General features: G+C 39.2%; 24 protein-coding genes and 1 pseudogene. 22 read left to right on the forward strand and 3 right to left on the reverse strand.

The window, feature by feature from the left end; all coding sequences use genetic code 11:
- Window positions 1–16: 16 nt before the first annotated feature.
- Both EXE10_RS21750 and EXE10_RS06140 read right to left on the reverse strand, forming a co-directional pair.
- Window positions 17–667, reverse strand: a complete 651-nt coding sequence (locus EXE10_RS21750) for a zinc-ribbon domain-containing protein (RefSeq protein ID WP_213073844.1) — start codon at window positions 665–667, stop codon at window positions 17–19.
- Window positions 668–682: 15 nt separating this feature from the next.
- Window positions 683–1,480 carry a S24 family peptidase gene (locus tag EXE10_RS06140; protein ID WP_165382991.1) on the reverse strand — a complete coding sequence of 266 codons (798 nt, stop codon included), beginning with the start codon at window positions 1,478–1,480 and terminating at the stop codon, window positions 683–685.
- A 1-nt stretch (window position 1,481) separates the two neighbouring features.
- On the opposite strand from EXE10_RS06140, the gene EXE10_RS06145 reads away from it, so the two are divergent.
- The 21 genes and pseudogenes from EXE10_RS06145 to EXE10_RS22135 form a co-directional block, all read left to right on the forward strand.
- On the forward strand, window positions 1,482–1,718 hold the full coding sequence (locus tag EXE10_RS06145; RefSeq protein ID WP_130112735.1) for a transcriptional regulator: 237 nt from the start codon (window positions 1,482–1,484) through the stop codon (window positions 1,716–1,718).
- Between the two features lie 15 nt (window positions 1,719–1,733).
- Entirely contained in the window at window positions 1,734–2,066 is a 333-nt protein-coding gene (locus EXE10_RS06150) for a hypothetical protein (protein WP_130112736.1), read from the forward strand.
- 2 nt (window positions 2,067–2,068) lie between these two features.
- Window positions 2,069–2,350: a hypothetical protein gene (locus tag EXE10_RS06155; RefSeq protein ID WP_130112737.1), complete on the forward strand. Its 282-nt coding sequence runs from the start codon at window positions 2,069–2,071 to the stop codon at window positions 2,348–2,350.
- Window positions 2,347–2,514, forward strand: coding sequence for a hypothetical protein (locus EXE10_RS21440; RefSeq protein WP_165382992.1), 168 nt, complete (start codon window positions 2,347–2,349; stop codon window positions 2,512–2,514). The genes EXE10_RS06155 and EXE10_RS21440 overlap by 4 nt, the downstream gene beginning before the upstream one ends.
- A complete protein-coding gene (locus tag EXE10_RS06160) occupies window positions 2,511–3,071 on the forward strand; it encodes a hypothetical protein (protein WP_130112738.1) in 561 nt (186 codons plus the stop codon). The genes EXE10_RS21440 and EXE10_RS06160 overlap by 4 nt, the downstream gene beginning before the upstream one ends.
- A complete protein-coding gene (locus EXE10_RS06165; RefSeq protein ID WP_130112739.1) occupies window positions 3,068–3,583 on the forward strand; it encodes a hypothetical protein in 516 nt (171 codons plus the stop codon). The genes EXE10_RS06160 and EXE10_RS06165 overlap by 4 nt, the downstream gene beginning before the upstream one ends.
- Window positions 3,580–3,837 carry a hypothetical protein gene (locus EXE10_RS06170; protein ID WP_010112832.1) on the forward strand — a complete coding sequence of 86 codons (258 nt, stop codon included), beginning with the start codon at window positions 3,580–3,582 and terminating at the stop codon, window positions 3,835–3,837. The genes EXE10_RS06165 and EXE10_RS06170 overlap by 4 nt, the downstream gene beginning before the upstream one ends.
- A complete protein-coding gene (locus EXE10_RS06175; protein WP_130112740.1) occupies window positions 3,834–4,217 on the forward strand; it encodes a hypothetical protein in 384 nt (127 codons plus the stop codon). The genes EXE10_RS06170 and EXE10_RS06175 overlap by 4 nt, the downstream gene beginning before the upstream one ends.
- Entirely contained in the window at window positions 4,214–4,939 is a 726-nt protein-coding gene (locus EXE10_RS06180; protein WP_130112741.1) for a hypothetical protein, read from the forward strand. The genes EXE10_RS06175 and EXE10_RS06180 overlap by 4 nt, the downstream gene beginning before the upstream one ends.
- Window positions 4,936–6,339, forward strand: coding sequence for a DNA cytosine methyltransferase (locus EXE10_RS06185; RefSeq protein WP_130112742.1), 1,404 nt, complete (start codon window positions 4,936–4,938; stop codon window positions 6,337–6,339). The genes EXE10_RS06180 and EXE10_RS06185 overlap by 4 nt, the downstream gene beginning before the upstream one ends.
- Window positions 6,336–6,824, forward strand: a complete 489-nt coding sequence (locus tag EXE10_RS06190; RefSeq protein WP_130112743.1) for an HNH endonuclease — start codon at window positions 6,336–6,338, stop codon at window positions 6,822–6,824. The genes EXE10_RS06185 and EXE10_RS06190 overlap by 4 nt, the downstream gene beginning before the upstream one ends.
- A complete protein-coding gene (locus tag EXE10_RS06195; protein WP_130112744.1) occupies window positions 6,821–7,789 on the forward strand; it encodes a helix-turn-helix domain-containing protein in 969 nt (322 codons plus the stop codon). The genes EXE10_RS06190 and EXE10_RS06195 overlap by 4 nt, the downstream gene beginning before the upstream one ends.
- Window positions 7,782–8,360: a hypothetical protein gene (locus EXE10_RS06200; RefSeq protein ID WP_130112745.1), complete on the forward strand. Its 579-nt coding sequence runs from the start codon at window positions 7,782–7,784 to the stop codon at window positions 8,358–8,360. Before EXE10_RS06195 ends, EXE10_RS06200 begins: the two co-directional genes overlap by 8 nt.
- 79 nt (window positions 8,361–8,439) lie before the next feature.
- Entirely contained in the window at window positions 8,440–8,829 is a 390-nt protein-coding gene (locus EXE10_RS06205) for a DUF1064 domain-containing protein (protein WP_042890550.1), read from the forward strand.
- A 23-nt stretch (window positions 8,830–8,852) separates the two neighbouring features.
- Entirely contained in the window at window positions 8,853–9,311 is a 459-nt protein-coding gene (locus EXE10_RS06210) for a hypothetical protein (RefSeq protein WP_070152185.1), read from the forward strand.
- On the forward strand, window positions 9,308–9,694 hold the full coding sequence (locus EXE10_RS06215) for a hypothetical protein (protein ID WP_130112746.1): 387 nt from the start codon (window positions 9,308–9,310) through the stop codon (window positions 9,692–9,694). Before EXE10_RS06210 ends, EXE10_RS06215 begins: the two co-directional genes overlap by 4 nt.
- Window positions 9,695–9,761: 67 nt before the next feature.
- Window positions 9,762–10,415, forward strand: a complete 654-nt coding sequence (locus EXE10_RS06220; protein WP_130112747.1) for a hypothetical protein — start codon at window positions 9,762–9,764, stop codon at window positions 10,413–10,415.
- Between the two features lie 101 nt (window positions 10,416–10,516).
- Window positions 10,517–12,181 carry a terminase gene (locus EXE10_RS06225; protein ID WP_130112748.1) on the forward strand — a complete coding sequence of 555 codons (1,665 nt, stop codon included), beginning with the start codon at window positions 10,517–10,519 and terminating at the stop codon, window positions 12,179–12,181.
- Window positions 12,182–12,190: 9 nt separating this feature from the next.
- Window positions 12,191–14,494, forward strand: a complete 2,304-nt coding sequence (locus tag EXE10_RS06230; protein ID WP_130112749.1) for a hypothetical protein — start codon at window positions 12,191–12,193, stop codon at window positions 14,492–14,494.
- A 131-nt stretch (window positions 14,495–14,625) separates the two neighbouring features.
- Window positions 14,626–15,087, forward strand: coding sequence for a DUF2829 domain-containing protein (locus tag EXE10_RS06235; protein WP_228256792.1), 462 nt, complete (start codon window positions 14,626–14,628; stop codon window positions 15,085–15,087).
- A 222-nt stretch (window positions 15,088–15,309) separates the two neighbouring features.
- Window positions 15,310–15,702: pseudogene (locus EXE10_RS22135) on the forward strand (Gp49 family protein); the annotation flags it as partial.
- 329 nt (window positions 15,703–16,031) lie between these two features.
- Here the strand turns inward: EXE10_RS22135 and EXE10_RS06245 are convergent.
- Window positions 16,032–16,259 (reverse strand): hypothetical protein, encoded by a 228-nt coding sequence (locus EXE10_RS06245; RefSeq protein WP_227515190.1) that lies wholly within the window; start codon window positions 16,257–16,259, stop codon window positions 16,032–16,034.
- A 105-nt stretch (window positions 16,260–16,364) separates the two neighbouring features.
- On the opposite strand from EXE10_RS06245, the gene EXE10_RS06250 reads away from it, so the two are divergent.
- Window positions 16,365–17,426: a hypothetical protein gene (locus EXE10_RS06250; RefSeq protein WP_130112751.1), complete on the forward strand. Its 1,062-nt coding sequence runs from the start codon at window positions 16,365–16,367 to the stop codon at window positions 17,424–17,426.
- Window positions 17,427–17,451: the final 25 nt, after the last annotated feature.

A 17,451-nucleotide genomic window follows, 5' to 3' on the forward strand; every position in this document is an offset into this window, starting at 1 on the left:
AAATATTTTCTATTATTTATTGAGGATACTTAATTCTATGTTGTATAGCCATTTGATTTAGTACGTCTATCATATATTTTCCATCCATTCTTGCAACGTGAGCAGCTTTTTTGTCTTGTGATGCTATGCCATGAGGTTCAATAATAAGGCTCGATAAGACCCCATAACCTTGTTTTACTTCAGCAGCAAAACCAACATATTCACCATTGGAGTTTTCACCAATACCAACTAACAGAGTTGCCCCTATATTCTTTAGTAAGTATGGGTCATCATAAGCATTAAAGGATATGGATGATGTTCTAATATCCTGCTTATTGAACCATAATTCTGCCTCATCTAATGCATTAAATGCTTGATTTAATTTTATTTTTAGTTTTTTAGGAAATATTTGTGGATATGTGTACGATAAAACCCAGAACCATAAGCACAATGTGAAAATATAAGTTAATTTAAAATTCCCAGTAATCACCTGATAAGGGAATACACCAATAATCATGATGACTGATATTACAAATAAAAACATTAACCATAAATGCCTAAGAGGGCTGAGTTTTGTATTTTGTTGTGGTAATTCTGATTGGGTTGGTGTATTCAATAATCTAACACCACATCCGCTACAAAATTTAGCATCATTACTATTTGGTTGACCACATTGATTGCAGTACATTTTTATTCTCAACTATTAACTTTTTCTAACTCTTTTTGGTCTTGAACCACCAAGAGGTCTAAAGGCATCTATCACTAATCCCACTAATTCCATACCCTCTTCAAATTCAATAATGTTGGGTTGAAAGTTTGGATTAAGTGCTTGTAAATATTTACGATCATCACTCTCAATGACTAATTTTTTAAAAGTTGCATCCGTATTATTTCTGATAACAATTAAATCCCCTGAAATCAAATCACATACCTGAAATGCAGGATTTACTAAAATAAAATCACCTTCCATATAGGTAGGATAATTACTAATCCCAACCACTTTTAAATAAAAACAACCATCAGGATCATCAGTACTTAACGGTGGCAACCATTCAGAAATTTCTAAGGGATTAATAGACTCTACTGATGTCATTGATCCAGCCTGAACCCAAGATAAAACAGGAATTAATTTTGAAGTTATAGGTACAACATTGTTATCAAGAGTTGAACCATGGTCTAAATAACCAATATCTACAGAAAATATATCTGCTAGCTCTTTCAGTTTTTCTTCACGGGGCTTAGCTGTGCCCAATGTATAGCGTCGTGCCATTTCATAAGTAACGTTAATAGCATCTTTGAGTTGATTAACTGATGTTATTGGAGAGCCAACAGCTTCCATCAATTGCTTCAACCTATTTGCAAACTCTATGTGTTTAGCATCTTTCACTTTTTTTGGCTCAATTTCTACCATCGGTAGAAGTTTACTATCAAATTCTAGTTGCACCAATTCTATTTTAGGTAGTATATTATGTTCTACTTTAAGTAGTTTTGACGGTGTCATTATGTTATCCCCACATGAGGCTTTTGATAAAGCTGTGCGATTTGCAGGTTCCTCAGCTGCCCTTGCAAGAGGTATCGGTTTAACTCCCTGGGCAGTTTCAAAATGGAATATTGAAAAAATTCCAGAAGACCGATGTGAGGACATTGAAAAATTTACTAAAGGTCAAGTCAAAGCTGAAGAATTACGTCCAGACATTAACTGGAAATATGTTCGCCAATCTAGAACAAAGACCACATGAAAATGAGGAAATCTTATGGAAACAAAAATAATGTTTGTATTCAGCAAAAAACTGTTGGCACCCATGTCAACACGTGTACCGCTGGAAGTCCAAGAGATCATTGATGAATTGGCGATTAGCCAAGGCAGTGATCGAGCGAAATGGTTAAGAGATGCCATAGATAAAAAGATCGAACTGGAGACAGGTCAATCATCATCTGAGCACATAGAAAAATCAAAGAATACAACGTCTACAAGCGTATTCAAGAATGTATGCAGAAATTTAAAAAGTTTTTGGCAGGCATTAAAAAAGCCCGACGTTGCAGGTCGAGCTTCTAGTACAGCAATTCATAATCATTCAGGAAAATGAACATGAGTAATTTAACAGAACATAAGTGCGCTGGCAAATGTCCAGAGTTTAAAGGGGAACAGTGTCATCACTGTTTGATTCAGCAAATTGAAAAACGTGAGTTTGAATTGGGTGTTGCGCCTGATAGTGCGTATTTCATTGGTATTGATTTAGCTGCTGATGGGGAAGATAAGTCGATTGAAGTGGCTTATTGCGTAATCTCTAAAAAATACTGTACCTGCCCAAACGGTGTGCAGATTTGCTTACATGAACATGGTGGTGCAGTGGTGGAGGTGCAGGGATGAGAAATCGCTTCAGTGGTTATTGCTATTACTGCACGCAATTCGTAGCAAAAGGTGCAGGGCATTTTGAAAAGCGCCAAGACTCTAAAGGCTTTCGTGTCATCCATGCTGAGTGTGTTTTCAAACAGCGCGAAGAAAAGCAAAAAGCGAACGGGGTGATAGCATGATTGAAAAAATCACTCTCACCAAGCTTGGTGAATACAAGGACGATTGGGCTTTTGTTTATATCGAACCAAACAACGCCCATTCTAAGTGTGGTGGTCGTATTACTGTAAATATTGGTGATGACTATATAGGTTCTTATTTTTTCTCACACTGTGGCACGGAAACCTTTGAACAATTCCTTGCCAAAGTTAGCCCAGATTACTTAATAAATAAGCTTTTTCAAACTAAAGAAGATCTTGATGTTGAGAATGGTAGTGAGTTATTTGAAAGTCTCGTAAAAAATGACATGCTTTGGATGGTTAAGCGTGCTCGTAATGAAAATAACATTACAAAAGATGAACTTCGTGAATTGTATGAAGAATTAAAAGAGCATGAATTTAGAGACATTGGCGAATTGTCATACATGATTGATTCTGACTCATATGAAACAATGTCCAAAATTTTCTGTGATGATTGGTACCACAATGGGGGTTTTACAAAGCCTAACAATGTATATGAACGTCAAAAGAAAGCAGTTCAAGCTTTAATTACTCATTTTAAAAATGAGGTGACATCATGATTGATAACACCTCCATTATTGCTCTAACAGACATTATCCAATTGCCTGAAGCTGAACGCTTGCAGGTAATCAAGGATAAGTTTTCAGCAAAATCACATCATGAATTAATTGATTTACTTGGCAATGTTTTAAATGTTGCTGTGAATTACGCACAATCGTGTGATGAAGCATTGTATTTACATCTCGTCACCACTGGCGATATGCACCCATACGCAATAGATAAGCTTATTTCACCTAGTTTTCATGGTGCTTTAAATGGGCTGATCTTGGCGCAAAAAGCACCTAATCAAGAGGTGCTATGTGAATCATGTGCTTATAGATGTGGAACTTTAGCAAATCATTGTCTTTCTACTCAATCTGACTTGGCTCATGCCTTGGAGTCGGATGCAGTTTTTTATTGCCATAAAGATATTGAAAATTTGCATAGCCCATCTGCTAAAGATCGTAAGTGCATGAAACCATGTAAAGGCTGGGCACAGCATGTGAAGAAACATAAGGGAGTAGCAGCATGAAATCAAATGAAGCTAAAAAACCTATGTATATCTTTACTGAGCTAGGTAAAGAAAAACTTTGTAAGCACTGTGATGAATATTGGCCTACAGATTCAGAGTTTTGGTTCATGGTGAAATCAAAGTTAAAGGATGGAACCATTACATTTCGACCAGAATCAGCATGTAAAGGCTGCTATGACCGTGTTTATAGACCACATCATGTAAAAGGTGTGAATAAGGTTCGTTCAAGTCATGAAAAGAAGGTGGCAGCATGAATGTAAATGAATTCGTGACGAAGTTTGGATGGAAAAAGGCTGTTGAAGCTATAAACAAAGCTCCACCACTTGATGACAAAGTTTGGTATTTCTTTTTGTGCAATGAATGTGGAAATGGAGGAAGCTCTCAGGAAATGATAACTAACTCATTAATGCCTGATTATTGTGCTTGTTCAGTTTGTACATCTGAAGATTTAAATATAGATAATTTTATTTTTGATGAGTTAAAACGCCTGGTCTATAGCTGGTTATTGATTAAGGATTACTATGGATTAACTAGAGCCAAAGAACATGCAATCTCTCCATATACTGCACCCGAAATTAAAAGAGCTTTAGAACAAGCCATCGCAGATGTAGAAAGTGTGGGAGATTCAAAATGAAAAAACCACGCAATAAAAAATATAACCCAAATAAATTGCTGCCTTCACAGGTAAAACAGCTTCAACAGGCAGCACAGTACAAAAAAGATATTTCTGAAACTTATGAAATGAGTATGGAATTTATCTCATCTCATGTACGTGACTTCATTGAAGACAGAAAAATCGGGGAAAAGTCTTTATTAGATAAGTTCCCTCATGCCGAAACACTACCTTATCACTTCACTATTGGTGCATATGACTATCAGGATTTATCCATTGCTTTAATTCTTGGTCATGTTGAACAACCAGAAGCATGGAAATTATCTGCTGATATTCACATGATGAATCTTGATGATTTGAGCAAACCAATGGTCACGGTTGAATTTCGTCGTGACTTGCCAAGCATGAGCCATATTGAATTATTACGTGGCAAGAAAGATTGCAAAATTGATCTTGGTCATGGATTGAAAAAGGTTGGTTGGCTTGGTTTGGATCAGGAAATCATTAAAGAAATCGAATCTCAGAAAAATATTCCTGATGATTTTGGCATTGAACAAATTCAGGTCCTTATTGAAGCTGATATTAAATTTATCAATACCAAGTGCTATCAGGAATTTTTAGCAGTTGCTGAGTGGGTAAATGCTGGACATGAATTAGCTGAAGATCGTTTACGTAAATTATGGATTGCTGACCAGGTATTAGGTGGTAGCGGTAAAACCATTGGATATGAGGGGGCAGCATGAAGTATGGCTCAGTATGTTCAGGAATTGAAGCAGCTACAGTTGCTTGGCATGAACTAGGGTGGCAACCTGCATGGTTTTCTGAAATTGAAAAGTTTCCGTCACAAGTATTGGCTCATCATTACCCGAATGTAAAAAATTTAGGCGATATGACATTTATTGCTGAAAAGATAAGAAATAGTGAAATTGAAGCTCCTGAAGTCTTAGTTGGAGGAACACCTTGTCAGGCATTTTCAGTAGCAGGGTTAAGAAATTCTTTGGATGATGATCGAGGACAACTTTCACTTGAATTTGTGAGACTAGCAAATGAAATTGATTCAGCAAGATTTATTCGAGGACAGCAGCCCAGCATTATTGTCTGGGAAAATGTGCCAGGAGTCCTCAGTACAAAAGACAATGCTTTCGGTTGCTTTTTGGGAGCACTGTCAGGCGAAGGGTGTGAGCTCAAACCGACAGGGAAAAAATGGACAAACACTGGTTGTGTGTTTGGACCACAGCGACAAATCGCTTGGAGAGTCCTTGATGCTCAACATTTCGGACTCGCCCAACGACGCAAGCGAGTGTTTGTTGTCGCAAGTGCTAGAACAGAAAGTATCACAGAAATACTTTTTGAGCGCAAAGGCATGTACAGGGATTCTACGCAGAGCCGAGGCAAGACAGAAAATACTACCAGATGTGGTGAAATTCACACTAACAGAGCAAGCACGTCTATTAGCGGAAAAACCTATACTCCACCCATTTTAGCGTCACATGGTCAAAAAAAGTGGCTTGGTAATCAGGAAGCTTTCTGTGGCGATTACTACATTAAACATACGATTGGTGTTGGCGGTATGACTGCTAACGCTGCGATTTCTCAAGAGCTATATCCGACCTTACTGGCAAATCATGATAAAGGTTATGTGATAAGTAGTTTTGGGGTGCAAGGAAATATTATTGGTCGCTCAATTAATGCTGGTGAAAATGGTTTAGGGTTTAAAGAAGAACAAGCACCAACATTAACTTCAATGGATCGGCATGGCGTTGTAGTTCATGGTACACAAGACCCAATTATCTCATGTGACATAGCACATTGCTTAGGGCGAAATAGTGGTCAAGAAAACGTCCTTTGTGAATCAGCGTACGCAATGATTGCGGATACAACTCCAAAAGTTTCTAAAGAAATTAATGGCACGCTGCGCTCAAGCGGTGGCGGTGGAATTGTACCTTCTAGTGTCATTTTTATGTCTATAGCTCGCTATCTAACTGAAATCGAATGTGAGCGTCTACAAGGGTTTCCAGATAATTATACAAATATACCTAAAGCTTCAGCGACAGCAAGATACAAATCTTTAGGTAATTCAATGGCTGTGCCTGTAATGCGCTGGATTGGTCGTCGTATTCAACAATATTGTGAGGTGGTATGAGCTACGCAATAACTGACCAGATTCGCAAATTAAAAGTGGGTAATCCTACAGCAAAGGCGGTACTTCTTCGCCTTGCTGATTATGCCAATGACTATGGTGAGTGTTTTCCATCGATTTCATTACTTTCTGATGAAACTGAGTTTTCAGTACGTGCGATTAAAACGGCTATAGATTTGCTTGAAGAAGTAAAAATTATTCAGGTTGATCGCTCAAATGGTCGCCATAATCGCTACAAAATTACGCCTGAAAGTTTTGATAGTGGAAACGTTAAACCAGCAACCAGCATTTTGATTAAGCAGAAAATTTCTAAAATATTGCGCACTAAAGTATATGAGCGTGATTTATATCGCTGTGTTACATGCGGTACCCATTTAAATCTTACTTGCGACCATATTATTCCTGAGTCAAAAGGTGGGGCTACCACAATTGAAAATCTGCAAACCATGTGCAAATCGTGTAATTCAACGAAAGGAGTGAGCATATGAGCAGTTTCAACTTTGTAAAAGCTGTACGTCAAATCTCGATGCCACCAACAACCAAGTTAGTGGCGATAACTTTGGCTACATACGCTGATTATGAAACTGGTGAATGTTTTCCATCCATTCAAACACTCATGGACGATACTGGACTATCAAATCGAGCAGTGGGCTTACACATTAAACACATCGAAAATTTAGGAATATTGGTTGTAGATCGTTCAAATGGTCGTCGATCTTATTATCGTTTTGATGTGGAAATTCTCTCAAAAGCAGTGACGCAGGGTCACAGCTCGGATAATGAAAGCAGTGACTCTGATAACAATACCAGTGACTCTGACGACAGTGAGCCAGTGACTCTCACGCAACAACCAGTGACTCTGGTGCAAAAAGCAGTGACGCAGGGTCATACTAACTACCAAGAACAACCAATAGAACAACCAATAGAACGTAGTAGTAATACGCACGAGGAAAAAATTTCACAACCGCCAGCTCAATTTGTTCAGTACCACAATTTTGATCTTGCAAAAATCTCAGTGATCGAACTTGGTCAGAAATATTCAACATTGAAATCTGATTTCATCGAATTGTCTAAACCTAGACACCCTGATCTTGATCAACACGATCTTGAAAACTTGTTTGATGAATTTGGAGATTGGTTTGCATCACCGAATGATTACGGTAAGCAATCTTTTAAGACTGCACAGAAGTGGGCTGTAGCGTTCCTGACATGGGTAAACAACAACAAGCATAAACTTATCAACCGAAAGGCAAAAAATAACGTCACTGAGCAATCAGGACGAAATAAGCCTATCCAAACACCATCTGCATACCAAGCCAAACAGGAAAATGTAAATCGTTGGTTGCGTTATGGTCAAAAAGTCCGTGAAGAACAACATCAGGAATCATCAATTATTGATGTGGTACCTGAGCCCCCAAAGAGCTTTCTGATTGAGGAGGTGGGTCATGCGTGAGTTCACCATTACTGAAGCACGTCGTTTAATTGACAAAATGCGTATTCGTTACGGTAAGAAATTTACAGATTTTTGGGCAGCAGTTGATGAAGCTGATCTTGAACAGGCCATGATCGAGGACTTTTCAGGATTGACAGTTCAGCAGCTGGAAAATGGGTATAACCGTATGCTCCATGAACCATGGCCACCATGTATTCAAGATTTTAAGATTTGGTGTTTACAAGGTTCACATTGGCTCACTGAAAATGAAGCATGGCAACAAGCATTGGCATACGAGAAATCGAATCAGACGATCTCAATCAGTGTGCATGTGCTCAAAACCCTTAAAGAATTTAAGAAAGGTTTTGATGAGTTAAACCCTCGTGCTGAATCACAGTCAAAAGCATTCAAGGATATGTACGTCCGTATCGTTTCAAATGCGAAATTGATGGGAGATGTTCAGTCATTTACTGATCCAGTTGGGGCATTAAAAGCACCTAAGGGAGATGAGAGAAAAATCACCACCTGTCCACCTGAATTGATGGCTCAGATGAAGGGTATTAATAAAATTGCCAAGGCAGGTAGAGCATGAAAAACGATAAGTATTTTTATTTGTTTCTGTCAGTCGTGGCTATTTGTTACACAGTTTTAAAATTAAACGGTATTGACCTATGAATTTATCACCATCTCAAATTAAAAGACTTGTACATCAACGTGACAACAAGCCTAAACAGCCAAAGTATGGGAATCATAAAGTTGTCGTTGATGGTGAAAAAGTTGCTGATTCACAACATGAATATCGTCGTTTAAATGATTTAAAGGTCTTACAGCGTGCAGGTGAGATCAAGGATTTACAGACTCAGGTTCGATACAACCTGATACCAGCACAGAAAATTTGTGGTGTGAAAGTACGTGGCACAGATTACATAGCAGACTTTGTTTATTGGACCAAAGATGATCAGTTCATCTGTGAAGATGCCAAAGGTCATAAAACTGCGGATTACATCATCAAACGTAAATTGATGAAGTTAATTCACAATATCGACGTAGTTGAAGTTTAAGAACGATTTAGGGGAGTATGACAATGAAGTCTAACGCTGAAACAATCCTTGAAGCCATTGAGGATTTACATAATCAAGAGCAGATCGTTACTAGAGAAACTTTGTCACAATTGACAGGCTTAAAATTATCTATCGTTGATGATCGTTTAAGCCATCTTGTCGATAGTGGCCAGATTATCCGTGTACAGCGTGGTGTATTCATTCCAGCCCCTAAACATCGCCCATCTCGTATTATGTCCAAGATGGTTTTACCTGATGGTACCGTTAAAATTGAAATTGGTGATGATCAGATTTTGACATTAACGCCACGTGAAGCACGTAACCTTGGCAATCTCATGGTTGCTGAAGCGATGCAATATGCAAATATTGAAATGGGCCATCATATGGCAATACTTCAGAGTGAAGTAACAAGTCAGGTGCGTAAGCTTAATAGACAAGTCAGTGATTTACTGGATGTAGGTAAGCAAGGTGAATTGTTATGAATCTGATTGGTAAAAAAGTTGTATCTATATTTGATTCAAAAGATACAGGTCTTTGGGTGGTTGAACGTCAATGGCCAAGCGAATTTAAAACGGATGAAATTGATGTAGAAGTTCGACGTTATAGCACAAGAACTACTACATGGTTTTATGGTTATAGGCGCACTTTTAGAGAAGCAACAGAAGAAGAAATTCAACATGAAGGTCGTTTTGATGGGTCATGCCCACATAAGTTCATTGCTTATGATCAACTTGTATCTTTAAAAAGAATTCCACCTAAACTACAAAAATACAGTGACGCAGATTCATGGATGGTTGATTGCTGTGAATGGTGCGGATTAAAACAAAAAAATGGAAATATATTAGAAAAACCAATTCGCTGGTAACCCCCTCTAAGGTTAGACCTCCCCACATATATACATGATCATTAAACCAATATGAGGTTTGGTGATCATGGCTGAAAAAAAAGTAATTGATTGGGAAAAGATCGAACTCGATTATCGAGCAGGCGTAAAGTCATTACGTGAAATCGCATCTGAACAAGGTGTATCAGATACAGCTATTCGTAAGCGTGCAAAACGTGATGATTGGTCTCGTGATTTATCCGCAAAGATTAAAGCAAAAGCAGATGACTTGGTTCGCAAAGAACAAGTTCGCATGGAAGTTCGCACCGCAAACCGCATTTCAGAAAAAGAGACTATTGATGCAAATGCAAACTTAGTTGCATCTGTACGTTTGTCTCAACGTAAGGATATTCAACGTTCACGCAAGATTGCTATGAGTCTTTTTGATGAGTTGGAACAAATGGTTGGTGAAGATCAGGTTGATTTACTGATTCGCCTTGGTGATTTGATGTATCAGCCTGATGACAAGGGTAAGGACACTTTAAACGATATTTACCACAAGATTATTGCTATGCCTGGTCGTGTTGATTCCATGAAAAAACTCAGTGACACGCTTAAAACATTGATTGGATTAGAACGCCAAGCGTTTGGGCTTGATGATGAGAACAATAAACCTGTTGATGCACTGACCGCATTACTTGAACGAGTGAGCACTGGAAATAGCTCTGCGTTTAAGCCAATTGCTGATGATCCTGAATATTAGTGCATGTACGTGAATGGAACGACTAATCACCCACATCAAAACATTTTCATTCACGTACACGCTTCAAAAATGCACCAATGTTGTGCAAAATGGAGTAAAAATTGATTTATAACACTAACTTACAGCCACTACCGACAAATGCCGAGGAGCTTGAACGCTGCTTGGCAGACCCTGTTTGGCGTATTTTTAGTGGCTGTTTATATAAGATCAAAATTAAAGGTGATGACTTTGTAAATGAGTTCGGGCAAGTGGAAGAAGCCCCAACATTTGAATTACCGTTCCAGCCTAATGACGCACAGAAGAAATTCTTAAATCGGTTGTGGTACCGCAATATTATTTTAAAAGCACGTCAGTTAGGTTTCACCACATTGATTTGTATTTTATGGCTTGATCACGCTTTATTTAACGCCAATCAGCATTGCGGTGTTATTGCACAGAACCTTGAAACTGTTGGTGATATTTTTAGCGATAAGATTAAATTTGCGTACGATAACTTACCACCTGAAATATTAGAACGCTTTCCACTCAAAACCAATAATGGAACTGAGATGGAGTTCGCCCATAATGGTTCTAAAATTTCAGTGGCCACATCATTCCGTGGCGGTACCATGCACCGCTTACTTATTTCTGAATACGGTAAAATTTGCGCTCAATCACCTGGTAAAGCGAAAGAGGTTCGTACAGGTTCATTACCAGCAGTCCCAACAACAGGTATATGTGTCATTGAATCTACTGCTGAAGGTCGTGGTGGTGACTTCTTTGATAAGGTTCAGATTGCACAGAAGAACTTTGCATCACGTAAAAAGCTCACGCCAAAAGACTTTAGATTGCATTTTTATGGTTGGTGGGAAGAACCTAAGTACCGTATTGACTCAACTGAAGTCATTATTTCAAAAAAAGATCATAATATTTTTGATCACATTGAAATTGTTGTATCCAGAAACTTAGGTAAGAAGATCAAAATTGATCCTGATCAACGTGCTTGGTATGTATCGACACGTGATAATGATCTATCTGGTGATCAAGCTTTGATGTGGCAAGAGTATCCCTCATTTCCTGATGAAGCATTTCAGGTCAGTACAGAAGGGAACTACTACGCAAAAGATATGCTTGAGTTGCGTAAACGTAGTGGTATTGCTCAAATTGAAGTTTTAGATGTACCGACGTGTACCTTTTGGGATATTGGCAACCATGATGGTTGTGCAATTTGGTTTCATCAAATGATGAATCAGCAAGATCGCTTTATTGATTATGAAGAAGATCATTTTCAAGATTTACGTCATTACGTGAAACTGATTAAAGATAAACCTTATATCTATCATACTCATTATTTACCGCACGATGCAGCACATCAAAGGCTTGGCGATTACAACAAGTCAGTATTAGAAATGCTTGAGGAATTATTACCTGGTCATAATTTTGTGGTCATTCCACGTATTACGTTACTCACAACTGGTATTCAACAGACTCGCAGACATTTAAAGAATGCTTGGTTTGATGAAGAACGATGCAAACTGGGTATCGAACGCATTGAAGGCTATAAGAAAAAGTTTAACCAACAAGCCAATATGTTTATTGATCAGCCTGATAAATCCAATGGTTGCTCAGAAGGTGCAGACGCACTTAGACAGTGGGCACAGGCTAAAGATGCAGGGTTGCTTGGTGATTACGTCTATACGGCTAGTCTTACTGGTATGAATCAAGGTACAACACATCAAAATCCACATGGTTATGTCGAAGCACCTCCGACAGATTGGCGTTTATAAGGAAAAGCTATGTTTACTCAAGAAGATACAGCTACAAGTGAGCAGATTAGCGATGATGATACGCTCAGTCTGGAAGAATTAACGGAGATTATGCATGAAATTGAGGAACAACCTCATTGGCGTCATATTGCAGATAAAGAGATGGATTATGCAGATGGCAATCAATTAGATACAGATTTACTTAACCGTATGCAACAGATCGGTATTCCACCTGCTGTAGAGGACAGAATTAGTCCAGCATTATTGTCGATTATGGGTTATGAGCTACAGACTCGTACTGATTGGCGTGTAAAAGCCAATGGTGAAACTGGCGGTGATGATGTTGCTGATGCCTTGAACTACAAATTAAATCAAGCTGAACGCTTATCTAAAGCAGATAAAGCGTGTAGTGATGCTTTTCGTCCTCAAATTTCATGTGGTTTAGGATGGGTTGAGGTAAAGCGTGAGCAAGACCCATTTAAATATCCTTATCGTTGTGTTGTAGTTCATCGTAATGAAATTCATTGGGATATGAAGTCTACAGAGCCAGACTTATCTGATGCACGTTGGTTACGTCGTACTCGTTGGGTTCATCCTAAACGATTAATGAGTGCTTTCCCAGAACACAAGGAGCTAATCCAAACAGTTGGTCGTTATGGTGGTTCATGGTGGCAACAACCTGATGTGCTGGATGGTGGAGCAAGTACAGGCTTACAAAATGCTTGGCTTGATGCACGTTCATGGACGATAAGTGAAAACTACTGGTATAACCCGACATCTAAAGAGATAAACGTTACTGAGGTTTGGTACCGTCGTTGGGTGCGTGTACCAGTTTTAAAGTTCAGTGATGGTCGCATCGTTGAGTATGACATCAATAACATGGCTCATGATTTGGCAATTTATCAAGGTGTTGCACGTGTAGAGCAGGCTACCATATCAAAATTGCGTCGTTCATATTGGCTTGGACCACACCTTTTACATGATAGTCCTTCGCCATATTCACACCATTATTTCCCTTATGTACCGTTTTTTGGGTTTCGTGAAGATAATACTGGCATACCGTATGGCTTTGTTCGTGGCATGAAGTACAGTCAAGACAGCATTAACTCTGGTATCTCAAAGTTACGTTGGGGGATGAGTGTTACACGTGTTGAACGTACCAAAGGTGCAGTGGCTATGACAGATGAACAATTACGTCGTCAAGTTGCACGTCCTGATGCTGATATTGTATTGGATGCAGCACACATGGCTAGACCTGGTGCAAGATTTGATGTTAAACGTGACTATGAATTATCACAGCAACATTTCCAACTGATTAGTGATAATCGTGCTGCTATTGAGCAAGTAAGCAATATTACTTCTGGGTTCCAAGGTAAAAAAGGTAATGCTACTTCTGGAAAACAAGAACAGTTACAGATCGAGCAGTCAAACCAGACTTTAATGAAGATGATGGATAATTTCCGTGAGGGACGTACCCTCATGGGAGAAATGCTACTATCAATGATCGTTGAGGATATGGGCACTCAGCAACAGACTATCATTATTGAAGGTGATGCGGTACGTGAGGATCGTACAGTTGTTATCAATAAACCTGAGGTTGATGAACATGGTTATCCTTATGTTAGTAATGATGTTCAACGTACACGCTTGAAAGTTGTACTTGATGATGTTCCAAGTACCAGCACTTTCCGAGAACAACAACTTAATGCCCTGTCTGAGATTGTTAAATCCTTACCTCAAGAGGTTCAAGTTGCAGTATTGCCTTATGTGATGGCCTTGACTGACATTCCATTCAAGAAAGACATTATTGAATCTATTCGCCAAGCTACACAGGCACCAACACCAGAACAAGTGGAACAACAAATTAAAGAAGCTGTTGATAAAGCACTTGCCGATGCTGGTATTGATCTAAAACGTCGAGAGATTGAACTTAAAGAGCGTAAAGCAGTAAGTGAAATTAAGGAAATAGACGCACGTTCAGTACAAATTGGTGTGCAAGCTACATATTCAGCAATGCAAGGAGGTTCACAGGTAGCAATGATGCCACAGATCGCACCAATTGCAGACGAGATTATGAAAGGTGCAGGTTATCAGCGTCCTAATCCGATGGGTGATGATCCTAACTTCCCAACCGCAGAACAGACAGCAGCACGTGATGTACGTTCACCATATTTAGAAGGTGAAGGGGCGCAGTTAGGCAGTGAAGGACTGGCAGAGGTACAACAGAATACCAGCCCGATGAACCCACCAGTACCACAGCAAGGTTCAACAGGAATGCAGGGGATTGAGACTCCACGAACCAGTGACAACATACCCCCTGTAAGGCAAGAGTAATTTTCATTGTTCACAGATACTAAGGCAGTCGAATCGGCTGTCTTTTTTATTGTGGGCATAAAATGTTAAAGAAATTATTACCTTTCGCTATGTGTGCATACATCGGCACTAAATCCGTATTAGCAACAACTATGACACGTGGTGAATATAACCATTATCGTAATTGGGATATACCTGAAAACGAAGACCCTTCAGAACAAGGCTACTTAGTTGAATATGTTGATGGTGGAAAACCAAATGATGAACGACATAAAGGCTATATCTCTTGGTCGCCAGCATGTGTATTCAAAGATGCTTATCGACCAAACGGAAGTTTAAATTTTGGTGATGCACTTACTGCTTTGAAACTAGGTAAAAAAGTTGCTCGTTCATGTTGGAATGATTTGCAATATGTGGTTGCTCAAGGTGAATCCAAGCAAATTGAATCAACCTATATCTGGAATCCACACAACAAAGCTCATGCTGAAAAACTTGGTGGGTACATTGATGTTGCACCATATTGCACATTAAAGACAGTACAAGACACTTTGGCTATGGGTTGGACACCATCTACAGGTGATCTATTCGCAAATGATTGGTTAATTTTGGAGTAAACCATAATGTTAAATACTGAAAAACAAATTACTTTACAACTTGATCCAACCACTGACACTACTGGTAATGCTGAACAGGTTGCACGAATGATTGGCGTTAGTGCGTGGCATATTTCAGGTGATTACTTGGTTGTCGAGAATCCATTACTAGATTATCGAGTGACAAATAATGAAACTTATAGTCATAAAACAGATCATATTCCGAATGGTGCAGTCGTGATTTTGGTTCAGGAAGAACCCAAGACAGTAGAACAGCAAATTGAGCAAGAAATTCAATCTAAAAACTTAAATGCGCCACGTTTAACGCCTGCTGATATTGATGCCACTATTGTTGACGAATATTACTTTACAGCAGCGCAAGGCGTTGGGAATAATTGTAATGGTTATGATGCTATGGGGTTTCATAGTGTACTTGGTGCGCTAACATTTTGCGTATTAGTTCTTAAAAATGGATTTACAGTCACAGGTGAATCAGCGTGTGCAAGTCCTGAAAACTTTGATCCTGAAATTGGCAAAAAGGTTGCTCGTGAAAATGCTCGCAACAAAGTATGGATGCTTGAGGGTTATTTGTTGAAAGAAAAATTAAACCATCAAATTAAAATCCAAGAACATTTTGCAAGCCAAGGTGTGGATGCTGGGAAGTTGCAAGACAGCCCTATAGTTTCTGAATTGCCTGAATTAGAAATTAAATATAGTGATGCTGTTAAATCCACCGATCCTACAAATGATAACCAAGCATGTGCCAGTGGTAGTGCTAGTTCTAATGGTTATCAACTCAATGCCAAACGTGATAACGCTTTTCTCGTGGCACAGTTACTGTCTAATAATAAAATCAGTGCAGAATTACGCAAAAAAGCTGAAACCAAAATGACTGCATTATTAGATGAATTGATTTAAACCTATCGAATTCGAGACCTTTAAACCAGCATCAATATGCTGGTTTTTTATTTCTTGATTTTCCATTCAACGGCATGATTTCCATTGTCGCAATCATGGCTCACACATTCACCTTTGTGATTCACCTGAATTACACCACAACCTTCACAAATAACATTTGCTAGATAGTTCGGCTTACATTCATTGATAAACCCATTACTCATTCCATATTGCTTGGCGCATTGAGCACAATATTCTGCCATTAATCCTACCCCCTGTAAGGCTAACGACATCATATATAAATCCTAGACACTTGTCTCATGTTGAGCAATCAACAGCTAAACGCTAGATAACTCTAGCCATTCGCCTTTGCGGTCACAGCGATAAGTGATAGGACAGACATGGATATTACAGAGCAACAAAATGAGTTGATTGAAGCTAACGGTGGTAAAGCATCACCTGAACTTGCAGCGCAGCTTTTAGAGCAAGCGTTAAATGGCGATACCGCAAATGCGGAAAATGGTAGTCAGCCAGCAACTACCCAAGTTACAGAAGAAAATACCCCAAAAGTTGAAGGTCAAGACGGTACGCATGAGGAGCATAGCTCCGCAAGAGCTGATACACAACAAGCACAACAGCAACAACAGGTCGATGAAAGCCAGTTAAATGCTGAAAATGCTGTGATCTTAGCTAAAGACGGAAAACACACCATTCCCTATGACAAGTTAGTGGAAGCACGTAATGGTGAAAAGGAATGGAAGCAAAAGTTTGATGAAGCTCAACAACAGTTGGCACAACTTCAAGCTGATGCACAGGAACGTAAAGATAACGGACAGGCTCCAACTACACAGGACAACCAAGCAAATATCGCACAACAAGCGATTGATCAGGGTGTAGACCCTGCAATCTTTGGGGATTTTAGCGAGAAAGATTTGGCTGCTGGTATTCAGAAACTTGTTAATTCACAGGTTTCAACTTTGATGCAACAGCAATTACAAACTGCTTTAGCTCCAATTCAGCAACAACAGCAGGTCAGTGTAGAGCAAGCCCATTTTAACGAAATCTTTACAGCACACCCAGATGCAGAATCTATTGTTGAATCGAAAGAATTTAATGATTGGAAGAATGCACAACCAAGTTTTCTGAAAGATGCGTATGAAACAGTTTTGGATAAAGGTTCAGCTGCTCAGGTGGTAGAACTTCTAGGATTGTATAAGTCGAATACCCAATCAGGTCAACAAGCTGCTCAACCTGCCAATGATGCAGTAAAGGCAGTAGCGCAAAAAGCTGTGAGTCAGGCTCAAACACCACCACCGAACAGTCTGAGTGATTTGCCTGCTGGTAGTCCTGCTGGTGTTTCTCGTGATGAGCGTTTGGCAGCAATGTCGCCAGCGCAACTTGCAGAGGAAATGCAAGGATGGACACCCGACCAAGTGGAGCAATTTCTCAATAGACGTGTTTAAACATACGTGATGAGAGTATTTGAAA

This window comes from Acinetobacter sp. WCHAc060033 (assembly GCF_004209125.1).
Classification (GTDB): Bacteria; Pseudomonadota; Gammaproteobacteria; order Pseudomonadales; family Moraxellaceae; genus Acinetobacter; species Acinetobacter wuhouensis.

Excerpts from the sequence above, each read along its gene's own strand:
- EXE10_RS06165 (WP_130112739.1), top strand. The coding sequence starts at position 3,068 with ATGATTGATAACACCTCCATTATTGCTCTAACAGACATTATCCAATTG.
- EXE10_RS06215 (WP_130112746.1), top strand. The coding sequence starts at position 9,308 with ATGAATCTGATTGGTAAAAAAGTTGTATCTATATTTGATTCAAAAGAT.
- EXE10_RS06230 (WP_130112749.1), top strand. The coding sequence starts at position 12,191 with ATGTTTACTCAAGAAGATACAGCTACAAGTGAGCAGATTAGCGATGAT.
- EXE10_RS06210 (WP_070152185.1), top strand. The coding sequence starts at position 8,853 with ATGAAGTCTAACGCTGAAACAATCCTTGAAGCCATTGAGGATTTACAT.
- EXE10_RS06190 (WP_130112743.1), top strand. The coding sequence starts at position 6,336 with ATGAGCTACGCAATAACTGACCAGATTCGCAAATTAAAAGTGGGTAAT.
- EXE10_RS06150 (WP_130112736.1), top strand. The coding sequence starts at position 1,734 with ATGGAAACAAAAATAATGTTTGTATTCAGCAAAAAACTGTTGGCACCC.
- EXE10_RS06220 (WP_130112747.1), top strand. The coding sequence starts at position 9,762 with ATGGCTGAAAAAAAAGTAATTGATTGGGAAAAGATCGAACTCGATTAT.
- EXE10_RS06185 (WP_130112742.1), top strand. The coding sequence starts at position 4,936 with ATGAAGTATGGCTCAGTATGTTCAGGAATTGAAGCAGCTACAGTTGCT.
- EXE10_RS06235 (WP_228256792.1), top strand. The coding sequence starts at position 14,626 with ATGACACGTGGTGAATATAACCATTATCGTAATTGGGATATACCTGAA.
- EXE10_RS06175 (WP_130112740.1), top strand. The coding sequence starts at position 3,834 with ATGAATGTAAATGAATTCGTGACGAAGTTTGGATGGAAAAAGGCTGTT.
- EXE10_RS21750 (WP_213073844.1), bottom strand. The coding sequence starts at position 667 with ATGTACTGCAATCAATGTGGTCAACCAAATAGTAATGATGCTAAATTT.
- EXE10_RS06200 (WP_130112745.1), top strand. The coding sequence starts at position 7,782 with ATGCGTGAGTTCACCATTACTGAAGCACGTCGTTTAATTGACAAAATG.
- EXE10_RS06170 (WP_010112832.1), top strand. The coding sequence starts at position 3,580 with ATGAAATCAAATGAAGCTAAAAAACCTATGTATATCTTTACTGAGCTA.
- EXE10_RS06195 (WP_130112744.1), top strand. The coding sequence starts at position 6,821 with ATGAGCAGTTTCAACTTTGTAAAAGCTGTACGTCAAATCTCGATGCCA.
- EXE10_RS06245 (WP_227515190.1), bottom strand. The coding sequence starts at position 16,259 with ATGATGTCGTTAGCCTTACAGGGGGTAGGATTAATGGCAGAATATTGT.
- EXE10_RS06250 (WP_130112751.1), top strand. The coding sequence starts at position 16,365 with ATGGATATTACAGAGCAACAAAATGAGTTGATTGAAGCTAACGGTGGT.
- EXE10_RS06155 (WP_130112737.1), top strand. The coding sequence starts at position 2,069 with ATGAGTAATTTAACAGAACATAAGTGCGCTGGCAAATGTCCAGAGTTT.
- EXE10_RS06145 (WP_130112735.1), top strand. The coding sequence starts at position 1,482 with ATGTTATCCCCACATGAGGCTTTTGATAAAGCTGTGCGATTTGCAGGT.
- EXE10_RS06140 (WP_165382991.1), bottom strand. The coding sequence starts at position 1,480 with ATGACACCGTCAAAACTACTTAAAGTAGAACATAATATACTACCTAAA.
- EXE10_RS21440 (WP_165382992.1), top strand. The coding sequence starts at position 2,347 with ATGAGAAATCGCTTCAGTGGTTATTGCTATTACTGCACGCAATTCGTA.
- EXE10_RS06180 (WP_130112741.1), top strand. The coding sequence starts at position 4,214 with ATGAAAAAACCACGCAATAAAAAATATAACCCAAATAAATTGCTGCCT.
- EXE10_RS06160 (WP_130112738.1), top strand. The coding sequence starts at position 2,511 with ATGATTGAAAAAATCACTCTCACCAAGCTTGGTGAATACAAGGACGAT.
- EXE10_RS06205 (WP_042890550.1), top strand. The coding sequence starts at position 8,440 with ATGAATTTATCACCATCTCAAATTAAAAGACTTGTACATCAACGTGAC.